Source organism: Ktedonobacteraceae bacterium (assembly GCA_035653615.1).
GTDB lineage: Bacteria > Chloroflexota > Ktedonobacteria > Ktedonobacterales > Ktedonobacteraceae > DASRBN01.
This window is the reverse complement of the sequence record DASRBN010000031.1, coordinates 218,310-229,250: the sequence shown is the minus strand read 5'-3', so window position 1 is coordinate 229,250 and position 10,941 is coordinate 218,310. Positions and strand designations below refer to the sequence as shown.

The 10,941-nt window shown below is 53.7% G+C and carries 12 protein-coding genes; 6 read left to right on the top strand and 6 right to left on the bottom strand.

The window, feature by feature from the left end; translation table 11 throughout:
* Positions 1 to 14: 14 nt before the first annotated feature.
* Together VFA09_17370 and VFA09_17365 are read right to left on the bottom strand one after the other, a co-directional pair.
* Positions 15 to 353 carry a transglycosylase gene (locus VFA09_17370; protein ID HZU69049.1) on the bottom strand — a complete coding sequence of 113 codons (339 nt, stop codon included), beginning with the start codon at positions 351 to 353 and terminating at the stop codon, positions 15 to 17.
* A gap of 96 nt (positions 354 to 449) precedes the next feature.
* Complete coding sequence (locus VFA09_17365) at positions 450 to 1,277, bottom strand: phosphatase PAP2 family protein (GenBank protein ID HZU69048.1); 828 nt, start codon at positions 1,275 to 1,277, stop codon at positions 450 to 452.
* Positions 1,278 to 1,436: 159 nt separating this feature from the next.
* Between VFA09_17365 and VFA09_17360 the strand changes: the two genes are divergently transcribed.
* The gene (locus tag VFA09_17360) at positions 1,437 to 1,880 is read left to right on the top strand and encodes an SRPBCC family protein (GenBank protein HZU69047.1); all 444 of its coding nucleotides are present in this window, start codon (positions 1,437 to 1,439) and stop codon (positions 1,878 to 1,880) included.
* A gap of 1 nt (position 1,881) precedes the next feature.
* Here the strand turns inward: VFA09_17360 and VFA09_17355 are convergent, their stop codons facing one another.
* The gene (locus VFA09_17355) at positions 1,882 to 2,496 is read right to left on the bottom strand and encodes a hypothetical protein (protein HZU69046.1); all 615 of its coding nucleotides are present in this window, start codon (positions 2,494 to 2,496) and stop codon (positions 1,882 to 1,884) included.
* A gap of 81 nt (positions 2,497 to 2,577) precedes the next feature.
* On the opposite strand from VFA09_17355, the gene VFA09_17350 reads away from it, so the two are divergent.
* The gene (locus tag VFA09_17350; GenBank protein ID HZU69045.1) at positions 2,578 to 3,186 is read left to right on the top strand and encodes an alpha/beta hydrolase; all 609 of its coding nucleotides are present in this window, start codon (positions 2,578 to 2,580) and stop codon (positions 3,184 to 3,186) included.
* Between the two features lie 120 nt (positions 3,187 to 3,306).
* Positions 3,307 to 4,608, top strand: a complete 1,302-nt coding sequence (locus VFA09_17345) for an MFS transporter (protein HZU69044.1) — start codon at positions 3,307 to 3,309, stop codon at positions 4,606 to 4,608.
* A 184-nt stretch (positions 4,609 to 4,792) separates the two neighbouring features.
* On the opposite strand, the gene VFA09_17340 is transcribed toward VFA09_17345, so the two are convergent.
* Both VFA09_17340 and VFA09_17335 read right to left on the bottom strand, forming a co-directional pair.
* Complete coding sequence (locus VFA09_17340) at positions 4,793 to 5,767, bottom strand: alpha/beta hydrolase (GenBank protein ID HZU69043.1); 975 nt, start codon at positions 5,765 to 5,767, stop codon at positions 4,793 to 4,795.
* A 252-nt stretch (positions 5,768 to 6,019) separates the two neighbouring features.
* Entirely contained in the window at positions 6,020 to 7,483 is a 1,464-nt protein-coding gene (locus VFA09_17335) for an ISKra4 family transposase (protein ID HZU69042.1), read from the bottom strand.
* Between the two features lie 219 nt (positions 7,484 to 7,702).
* Here VFA09_17335 and VFA09_17330 point away from each other — a divergent pair, with 219 nt between their 5' ends.
* Positions 7,703 to 8,158 (top strand): SRPBCC domain-containing protein, encoded by a 456-nt coding sequence (locus VFA09_17330; protein ID HZU69041.1) that lies wholly within the window; start codon positions 7,703 to 7,705, stop codon positions 8,156 to 8,158.
* 18 nt (positions 8,159 to 8,176) lie between these two features.
* On the opposite strand, the gene VFA09_17325 is transcribed toward VFA09_17330, so the two are convergent.
* A complete protein-coding gene (locus VFA09_17325; protein ID HZU69040.1) occupies positions 8,177 to 9,469 on the bottom strand; it encodes an MFS transporter in 1,293 nt (430 codons plus the stop codon).
* A gap of 128 nt (positions 9,470 to 9,597) precedes the next feature.
* Here VFA09_17325 and VFA09_17320 point away from each other — a divergent pair, with 128 nt between their 5' ends.
* Together VFA09_17320 and VFA09_17315 are read left to right on the top strand one after the other, a co-directional pair.
* The gene (locus VFA09_17320; protein HZU69039.1) at positions 9,598 to 10,497 is read left to right on the top strand and encodes a LysR family transcriptional regulator; all 900 of its coding nucleotides are present in this window, start codon (positions 9,598 to 9,600) and stop codon (positions 10,495 to 10,497) included.
* A 172-nt stretch (positions 10,498 to 10,669) separates the two neighbouring features.
* Positions 10,670 to 10,894 (top strand): DUF433 domain-containing protein, encoded by a 225-nt coding sequence (locus VFA09_17315; protein ID HZU69038.1) that lies wholly within the window; start codon positions 10,670 to 10,672, stop codon positions 10,892 to 10,894.
* Positions 10,895 to 10,941 lie beyond the last annotated feature (47 nt).

The following is a 10,941-nucleotide window of genomic DNA, read 5'->3' as shown; positions in this document are numbered from 1 at the left end:
CAGGACGCCGGAAACTAAAGCCAGCGCCTGCGCGGACGGCGCACATAGCCACCGCGCCTATAGTAATAGCGAGAATAGTAGCGGTGGGCGTGGTGATAGGCAAAAGCGCTCCAGATGAAGACCAGAATTGCGGCGGCAATAATGGATGTGATCAAGGGAACGCCGTTCAGGGTTGGCTCCCCGACGATATGGACATGAAAGACTCCCACCACCAGGAAAATGGCAATAAAGCCCAGCACGATCGCTCCCACCAGACCAAATGGCGTGCGCCGCCGGGCGATCAATTCGCCAACAAAACCAACAATTGCAGCAATAATAAGCCAGATAATCAGATCTCCAATTGTGATCACCATAGAAATTGCTCCTCCTCTCAATAGCTAAAACCCTCATGAGTTTTACTACACACTACCTACACGTAACACAAGCATTTTCATATACAAAACACGTCTTTATTTCGTGGCCTGATAAGCCTGCTGATGCTTCTCCGCTTCCTTCCTTCTAAGGCGATATTGTATCCAATCGAAAGTGTGATTATACAAAAAGATCAGCAATGAGAGGAAAATGGCCCCAGAGAGATAGCCACCCAGTACATCGGTTAACCAGTGAGAACCCTCTAGAATGCGCGAATAACCTATGACAGCGATGATAACGAATGCTACAAGTTGGAACGGAATCAGTATCCAGCGATAGCGCCAGTGACGAACCGGGGGTGTGAAGCTGAGGTACAATAGCATGCCATAGAAGACCAGATCATTCTCAGCGTGACCGGATGGAAAGCTATGATACGGTTCCGGCATATAGACATGAATGAGCGGCGAGCTGGGACGGGGTCGTCCTACAAGCAGACTGGCCAGGCCGTTGAGACCATCCATGACACCGGTCCCTACAGAGACAAAGATGCCGGCCATAAACCAGCGCACCGCTGCTTTGCCCAGACGCCAGGCAATAATGCCAATCAGCATCAGGATCACAAACCATGATATGTACTCAATAAGGGAGACAAGTGGATCATTCATCAGGCTCGCAAAGGTAAGCACAGCCATAAAGCCCGCCCACAAATGGAGATGCTGGACGGTGATAGTAGTTTGCAGGTCAAAGGGCCACGGCGCGGGATGAAAATGGACGATGACGCAGGCAATAACAAAAACCACAACAGCAATGCCCCAGAGCGCGTACTGGAACACGCGCCAGTTATGCTGATCCCGGTATGCTCTGCTACGAGGGATGGTAGCCGGGGCATTGGATTGCAATCCCCTGGGATTAGTCGTGCTCGACATGATTTCTCCTCCAATCGTATGTTCTGCTTGCTTTATGTAAATACACGTGCGGATTAGCTTAGCAGGATACAAAGAGGATGTAATCCACAACCAATCTGCTTTCCGTACAGCTTATATGATGATAAAACAGCGAGCTAAGGCGGAAAGGAGCTTATCACGATGACACGCATTTACACTCCTATCTTCATACCCTTGCCTGTGGAAACAGTTTTTAACTACGTAACAGACCCGGGCAACTGGCCCCAATGGCACCCCTCATCACTCGGCGTAAGCGGCGCGACAGGTCACTCCCTGGAAATAGGCGAGCAGGTCACAGAAGAATTTCTTGTGGCAGGCAGGCACGGGAAAGCCACCTGGACGGTACGCGAGCGCGTCTTCCCCCGGCTCTGGCGTATCGAAGGAATTATCTCAGGCAGCGATAGTGGGGGCACTGTGAAATACAGCCTTCGCCCGCAGGACGGCGGCACCTTCTTCGAACGAGAGTTCTTTTACTCGATGAGTAGTCCACTGAGTGCTCTGCTCAATCTTCTCATCATCCGCCGCCGCGTCCTGGCCGAATCGAAGCTGGCGGTGCGCCAGCTCAAACAGGTTCTACTGCAATAGATTATTCTTTGGAGCGCGCCCTCACGACAAGGTACCCTAACCCTCCAACAGTGGCAGCGAGTACGGCTGCGCCAATAAGAAGTGGCGATCCCATCGTAGTCGTTGGCTGTGGCGGAGCTGGAATAAGGGCCTTTTCTTGAGGGCTGGACGCGTGACGGCGCGCAATTTCAAGCTTCAGACTCTCCTCTCCTTTTGCCATTGCCCAGCGGTGATTAGCGGAAAAAATCGGTTTGATCAGGAAAGAGAAGTAACGTAAAAGTGGCTTCTCAGCTTTAATCTTCCAGTCATACACAACATTCACCCAGGGGCCATCTTGTTCAAATGTCCAGATACCGCGCCCATCAAAATCACCCCATGCAACTAAGGTAAAGCCATCCTCACGTACCTCTGTGACACGAAAGTCCCAGCTCAGCGTATAGGGTAACCAGCCCTTCGTGTAAAGGCTGACTACTTTACCCAATCCACGCTCATCACCTGGTTCGAATACCTTCACATCCAGGTAAACTGACGGCCACCACCGCACGAGGTCGGCAGCATCAGCTAAAATCTCCGAGACTTCCTTTATCGTACTCCGCACGCGCCATTTTGTAATAAAGTGATAATTGTTGCTGGCCATTGTAAGCTCCTCCTTCTCATTAAACCAATTCATCTTCTATGGTCGAGATATACATAGCTTACGGAAGAAAAGAAATTTGGGATTACTCCTGGTTTTGGTCTGACTCCCCGTCCCGATTGGATGCGCGACATGAGCGACTACGTCCTCTATTTCCGCGATCTGCTTGACACGCTCGAACTTTCGCAGGTCTACCTGGTTGGTCACTCACTGGGCGGGTGGATGACTGCCGAAGTAGCGGTCTGGTATCCTGAACGAGTTGCAAAGCTGGTGCTTGCTAACGCGGCAGGTATTCGCGTCAAAGGCTATCCCATTGCTGACCTCTTCGCTATGAACGCGCAGGAATTGCTGATGGCTTGCTTCGACGATTTCGCGGCAGCCACTCCACTCATTCCTCCAGAAATCACGCCTGACTACATGGTTGAACAGTTCCGGCAAATGACCACGCTGGCTTCACTGGCCTGGAATCCGAGTTATGACCCGAAGCTGGAACGCCGTCTGGAGCGCATCACCTGTCCCACACTCGTCCTGTGGGGCGAAAACGACCGCCTGATACCCCCGATTTATGGCGATGTCTTTCACGAACGGATTGCAGGATCACAACTGGTCAAACTCTTCGGCACAGGTCATATGCCCATGTTTGAGCAGCCGGATGAATGGAGCAACGTCATTAGCGATTTCTTACGGCAATAAACGCCAGTCGACAAGCGAAATCAGGAGCAATTGCATGAATAAGCTGACCTTTCACTACTTTCACTTGATGCCCTGGCCGTATCTGCCGCCGGATTTTGACGAGAAATACGACTCGGATGGGTGACGCTCCCCAACTCCATCTACGACCCGGAAAAGGGACATGAACTCTACAACCGCTATTTTGACGAGATCGAACGCGCCGACAAGCTGGGCTGGGACAGCGTGATCGTTAACGAGCATCACCAGAACGCTTACGGCACCATGCCCTCGCCCAATATCATGGCCGCCGTTTTGACACAGCGCGTCAAACGAGCGAAAATCGGCATTGTGGGCAATGCGCTGCCTTTGCACGATGACCCGCTGCGTGTTGCTGAAGAAATCGCCATGCTCTGGGTACTGGGCTTCGTCGAAGGCATCATCCTGGTGGCAACGCCCGCGATGGTGCGCGATTTTTCGCCGCGCCTGGGACGGGCTACCGCGATGGCTTTCTGGACCATCGGCCCGGTTGGTGGCAGCCTGCTGGCAACAACAGTAGCGAGTACCACTATCGGCATGTTTGGAAACTGGCAATCTCAATACATCATCGCGGGCATCGTGGGATTGATAGTGGCAATCGTTTGCTTTTTCAATATGCGTGACCTCTCGCCTGCCCTGCGCGCCCAGATTATGATTTCCTTACAGGAGAAAGCGTTACTGGAAGCACGGGCGCAGGGTATCGACGTCGATAACGCGCTGAAACACCCCTGGAGGCAGATGCTGCGGCCTCGCATCATCCTGAGTGCGCTCGGCGTCAGCTTCTTCCTGATGCTCTACTACGCGACGGTCAGCTATTTCCCAACATACTTTAATGCCATCTTCCACTATTCGCTGCCACTGGCAAACGGTCTGCTCGGCATCTATTGGGCGGTCGATATCCTTTCCTCTATTGTCGGCGGCATACTCTCCGACAAATTCGAGGTACGCAAGCCCTTTATGTTGATCGGCACGCTCGGCAACTTGATCGCCACGTTGATCTTCATCAGCCGCGTTGGTCAGCCGACCAGTCCGGTCTTTATGGGTATCCTGCTTGGCCTCTCAGGCCTGTTCGGTCCAGTTGCCTACGTCGGTTGGATGGCAGGTTATACGGAGACGGTTGAAGATGTGAACCCGGCGCTGGTGGCGACAGGTATCGCGGTCTGGGGTTCGCTGATTCGCCTGTTTGTGGTGGTGTACACCATCGCCTTTGGTATGGTCGTTGTCAACATCCTGGATGGCGGGCAATGGGCAATCTGGTGGTGGGCCTGCGTCGGCAGCATGCTGGCCTTCATCCCAACCATTTTCCTGGCCTCCGGCTACTGGAATCCTGTCCGCGCCCGCTCCACCAACGAAGCAAAACTGCGCGCGGAAGGTCTCAGCCTGGAATCGAGCGCCGAACCCGCGTAATAATGTCTTGCCTGTCATGCTGAGCGCAGCGAAGCATCTCTGGTCGCGACACACGAATCACTCGGCACCAGAGATGCTTCGCTGCGCTCAGCATGACAGGGGGACATGGCCGATTTTGCAGGTCAAACATAAATCAATATTGCTCGCTGGTGTTTTTTATATGTTGGCAAACTATTCCGCTATCTCATCTTTCCGCAAACACCAGTGATTTGATGGCATTAATCACTAATTCTGGCTGGTCGAGCTGAATGTAATGGCCGCTCTTCTCAGCAATGATCTGCTGACTTTGCGGAGAAAGGGTACATAAATCGCGTTGCAGTTCGTGCCAGTTGTCTGCCGCCTCTTGATCTCCAAAATCGGTCTCGGCACGTTGAGAGAGAATGGTAACGGGAAAGGAGAAGCCATCTCTACTTGCTCGTACTTGAGCCATGCTTTCCTCCATAGAGGCATAAGCGCGAGCAGTAATGTGCAAAAAACGTGTTTGCGAGAAAAAGCTTTTGAGGCGAGGTAGCACCTCCGGTGGGTAGGCAAGTTGTCCCACGGGAGTGAGTCCGGCGGAGAGCAACAGTCGCATCATGCCGAAAGGGGTAAGCCAACTGAAAAGCTCCATCTGCCGCCGCTCTTTTTCCGCAAGCCGCGCAAGGTCCGGCTGAACGCGGTATAAGTCCTCATGGGTGCTATCTAACAGAACGAGACCAACGACCTCCTGAGGATAACAGGTGGCATAGAGACGAACCAGTAGTCCGCCAAAGGAATGCCCAACCAGGACATAAGGAGCAGGAGTATCCGATTTGACCAGCAAGGTATGCAGTTGCTCAACCAGGTCTTGAGCTGTGTACCCGTGAGGCCCCGTATCGCTATAGCCAAAGCCAGCCCGGTCATACGAACAGACCTGCGTGAATTGAGCTATTTCGGACTGGACCTTTGACCAGTCGAGATATGTCGAGGGTAGGCCACCTTCCAGCACTACCGATGGCCTCCCAGTAGCTTCGCCCATGCAGTAAAGGTGCAGGCGGTACCCTCCCACGTCGATAAGTTGGCCAGGCGGAACAAAGCGGCGGCGATCAAGGACCTGCGCTACTTGCTGATACAGCAGACCAACGAGAGGCACACCGAGACCTATAGCACCCAATAACTTGAAGATGGAACTCCTATTCATCGGTCTATCCTTCCTCGACTTCGGAGCAAATAAAAGAGGCTGACTGGTTTCGTCGCTCCTGAGAAGTCTCTTTGTTCTCATCCCCTAGTGTACTATGTTCCCTTCTTGTTTACCATCGTAAAAACGCCTCACTGACGTTTTGTTCTTTTTTAGGCATATGAGTACGCGGGAAGAAGATTGCTTTCTTTGTGACACACATATTGAAGATAGCGCTGCCTGCGTAGCGCGGGTGTAGGAATTAGTTGTAGGCAATCAGGCAAGTGCATGAGAGCGTCGTTGCCAGAAAGCATCAAAAGAGCCATTGAGGACGGCGGTGCGCAAGGGTAAGAGGGCATCGAGACCCTGTGGGGTCCAGCGCATGCCCGAACGCTTCGTGCGGGTGCTCACGACGCTCTTGCACGCCGCCTCAGCAATGCCACTGCCGATCTGCATCCCCTGGGCTCGGAAGGCTGGATAGCGCATGCGCTCGGCAGTGCTGCTAAAGTAGCCGATGGCCTGTTCGGGAACACTCTTGGACTGTCCGGCGGGCGGAGCAATCGGCGGGAAGGCCGTGATAGCTTTGACGAGGACCTCGATCTGCCCATGCACGAGCCAGTGGCAGCCTTGCTTGGCCCAGGCGGCGCCCTGAGAGGTGCCGCGACCAAAGACGGCATGGGCCACCTCCCAGACGTGCTGCTGGGCGTGCCAGAGATCCACAATCTGCACCGCACCGGGAAAATGCTCTTCCACCAGCCGCCAGAGCCAGCGCGCTCCGTCCCCCAGCACGACGACCTGGCTGGCATGCAGCAAGCCCCCTTGCACGGCTACGGCGTAGAGGTGGCGACCAAAGTCGCCGAGGGCCGTGCGCTGGGCCACATAGTGCAAGCTGCCTGCTTGCGGCTCGTCCACGTAGACCCCAGGAACCAACTCCGATTGCTCACGTCCGCGTTGGCCGACAAAGACGGCCCCCACTTTGATCTCGCGGTAGACATCCCCGCCTCGCTGCTGCTCCTGCGGCTCCAGCGGCACACTGCCCCGCCGCAGGCGGGCCATCACTCCATCCAGTTCGATGTAGAGCCGCTTGATGCTTCCGCTGGCTGGCTCCTCGCCTCCTCGCAGCGCGCTGGGCTTCTCAGCAGCCTCTTTCCACAAGGCTTCGACCTGTTCCTGCTCCAGCATGGCGAGCGCCTCCCCCACTGGCTGCATCAGCGCGAGGGCTTCTCGTGCCGACATCTGCCAGGGGAACAGTCGACTGAACGTCGTTGCCGCTTCCTGCAAGGTGAGCGAGGCACACAGGTAGCTCACCGCCTCCTGCACCCCGGCACTGGTGCGCCGCTCTTGGATGCCCCACACTGCATCGGCAGGAGCCTCCCCGTGACTACAGCCTGCCTCCCCATCGTCCACGGACTCCCTTGCCACGTGCAGACACTGGTAATAGCCTCGCTGGATAGTGATTGGCCCAAGCAGCGTCAGCACCTGCTTAGGCCGACGGCTCACCAACCGCTGCTGATGCCCACATGCTCCTTCTCGACGGGCCTGACTCGGCACGTGCGCGATTTGGGCCTGCATGATCTGCTCCAACACTTTGCGTCCCAGGGCAAACATGCTGCTGAGTACCTGCTGTTCCACTCCTTTGAGGTCTCCCACCTCCAGGTGCTCTACTCCCGCCAGTAAGTGTCTTACCTCCGCTTCCGCTTGCTGCATCAGTGTCATTTGTAACGCCTCATTCGTTTCCATTCCAGGGGTCTCCTCTCGGCTTGTTGATTTTTGTAGAGGATACCCCTTTTTCGCTCGTTTGCCTACAACTATTTCCTACACCCTCCTGGCAACATTCACTTGACATAGAACACAAATTCCAGTATAGTCAGTTTAACAAAACACGGCCATCGGCATTAATCCAATATATTCATCACATGTCGGAAACACTACCATTTTATCGCTCGAGGAGAAGCCTCTATGAACACTATCATTACCCATTCCGCCCGGCTGCACTGCAACACTCATCACGCCTTCGAAATGTTTACCTTGAACCAGAATCTTGAATCGTGGCTGACAAATTACGCTGAGGTCGAACCTGTCGCGGGAGGCAAATATGAACTCTACTGGGATACAGCCAACAAAACGCGTAACAATACCCGCGGCTGCAAGATCACAGCCATCGAGCCGGATAAATATCTCTGCTTTGAATGGAAAGGCCCCTCGGAGTTCGATGGTTTCATGAATAACGCCGACCCTCTCACCCATGTAACAGTTTTCTTCATTCCTTGCGACGAGGTCTTAACAGCCTGCACCGATGTCTACCTTGTTCACTCCGGCTGGGGCAACTCGCCCGAATGGGAAAAAGCCAGGAACTACTTCGTGCGCGCGTGGGATATAGCATTTGACCAGCTTGAAGCGAGAATAAACGGTTAAGAGGCCATGAGAAGCTTCTCAAGTGGTAACATCGTCTGTTATCCTAACCCCAGTGAAAGATATTTCTTCTTGCTCTTTGTGCGTTAACTTGACAGATGTCTCAGCGAATCCAAATCTTGCCAGCCCTGCTATACCAACTGCCGCCATGATAGACGCGCAAAGAGCAATTCCTATAGGAACCTCTACAATAGTAAAGAGCGGAACGGCTAATAACAAACCTAGCGAAACACCCGCACTTTCAAGCATCATCAGCAAGCTATAGACCTTTCCTATCTGATTGGATGGCAGATCAGTCTGTATCATCGTTAACAACATAATATCGCCCATGGGGCCACCAATTGCTGCCAGCGCCGAACCCAACAATGCTACCGGCAGAGAAGGCGCGAAAGCCAGCAAGAAAAATCCGATGCCCAGAACCAGCTTCCCTATGAAAATCGTCATAACCCGGCGATGGATGGTCAAACTACCAATGACAAGATTGCTTAGAACATTGCCTACTCCATAAGCGCCGACAATCAGACCATAGGCACCAACATTGCCGCCCAGCACGCGCGCAGCTAATAATGGGACGCCGACGGTAAAGCCGGTACTCCAGGCAACGCTGATAATGGCAAGACTTACGAATATCCATGGCAGGGAACGATGAACGCGTACCAGGCGCATCGCTCCCCCAATCTCCTGTAATACGCCCCTGATACCATTTCCTATCTCCCGATTCCGCTCAGGCTTCCAGGCAAAGTGCCGCCCCAACGAAAATACTGCCAGCGCGGAGATGACAAAACTGATCGCGTCCAGCGTAAAGAAATGGGCGAGGGGCAAGAAAATGATCAATACGCCGGCAAGGCTGGGGCCGAGGGCGCGAGCCAGCCGCCGCGTTATATCCATCAGCCCGTTGGTAGCCTGCAATATCTGCGGGTCTCCGGCCAGCGCGGGAAGACTGGCCTGAAGTGCTGGATCGAATAAGGCTCCCAGTCCGCCCACAATGACTGCCACCACAACCAGGTGCCATAGCTGCAAAGCTCCGGTCAATGCCAGGATAGGCAATATTCCAACAGCCAGGGCACGCAGCATATCCACCGTCATCATCGTTGTGCGGCGATTCCAGCGATCCGCATAGACACCTCCAAACAGGCCAAAGAGTAGCATCGAACCTGTTTCCGCCGCCGCGACAATCCCTGCCGCACTCCCCGCTACCTTGACCGCGATCCACATCACCGCAATCAAATAGAAAAAATCACCCATCGCTGAGAGTACCTGGCTCGACCAGAGAATGGCGAGGTGACGTAAGCGCAGCACTTTTAGAAAACTCATGATCTCTCCCTGCTCCTTTTGTCCTGGCATAGAGCCTTATCTAAAGTGTAAAGGAGGAACGGACATAGTTCAAGCTGATAGCTGCTATAATTGCTATTGAATTTTTCTATGGATGAAAGGAGCGAACAATGGATATAGATCAGCTACAAGCCTACGAACGTATTGTGCGCGACGGCAGCTTCAGCCGGGCAGCGCGTGCATTGAATATCACGCAGCCCACAATCAGCGCACGTATTCAAGCGTTGGAGCAAGAGGTAGGAGGCAAACTTTTCACCCGCGCAGGACGGAAGGTAGCGCTCACTGAAAGGGGCGAGAGCTTCTTGCCATATGCTCGCCGCGCCCTGGAAGTGCTAGCAGAAGGAGTCGAGGCAGCGCAATTGACTCAGGAGGGCAAACGAGGCCGTGTGACGGTCGGGACTATCGAATCGCTGGCAGGAGGTTTCCTGGCGTCCTCCATCGCGAGCTTCCACGATACTCATCCTAAAGTGGATTTCTTTGTGCGAACAGGCCATAGCGACCAGGTAGTGGAAATGCTCTACGATGGCGTAGTGAAGCTCGGTTTGATCAGCTGGCCTCTTTTCAATCCCGATTTGATACCACTCCTGCACTTCCGTGAGCCGCTTATACTGGTCGCGCCGGCAGGCAGTTCTCTGATAGGGCGCGGAACGGTAACGCTAACGGAGGCACAACGAGCAAAAGGCCACCTGCTGAAAGTGCAATGGCAATGGGGGCCACCTGTGAATATAACATTGTTGCGCATTACCGAGCAGATGAGTCCAATGGTGGAGCTGCCTTTTGAAACTGTACGTCATCTATTGCTCGATGGAATCGGAGCGGCATTCCTCACCCGCGCATTGGTGGCGGAGGATTTGAAGTCAGGACGGCTGGTCGAGGTTGAAGTGGCCGATCTGCCCCCAGCTTACAGGGAAAGCGCCCTGGTCTACCTGGCACATCGAGGACCTCTCAACGCAGTGCTGGCCGACTTTGTAGAGGTGATGCGGGAGGAGGCCGGGGAACTATGTTATTAGCGATAGACACATCCGTTAGAGTTAGAAAGGAAGCACAGACAAGAACCTCCCTGGCAATGGAGGTCCCGTAGGATATAATAGAATCGTCTGGTTCGACACGAGGCCCGGATACGGAAGTTGACTAGGCTCTATATTCTTCTAGAAGTACCGCCTGGCGAAAGGAGTAATACCTATGTTACAACAGCAGCCGGATAGAAGAGTCCTATCTCCCGGTATCGTTTCTGACACTCAAATCAATGGGGGGAAGGCAATCGTGGAAGGGACACGTGTTCCTGTGAAAATCATTCTTGTTGATCTCTCTCAGGGAATGTCAGTACAGGAAATTTGTGAGGAATATGATCTGACAGAAGAGCAGATCAAGAATGCGCTAAACTATGCAGCAGCTTTAGTTCCATAGGGAGAAAAGAAAGGTATGGTACCTCCTCCCAGGGCATTTCTCCTTGA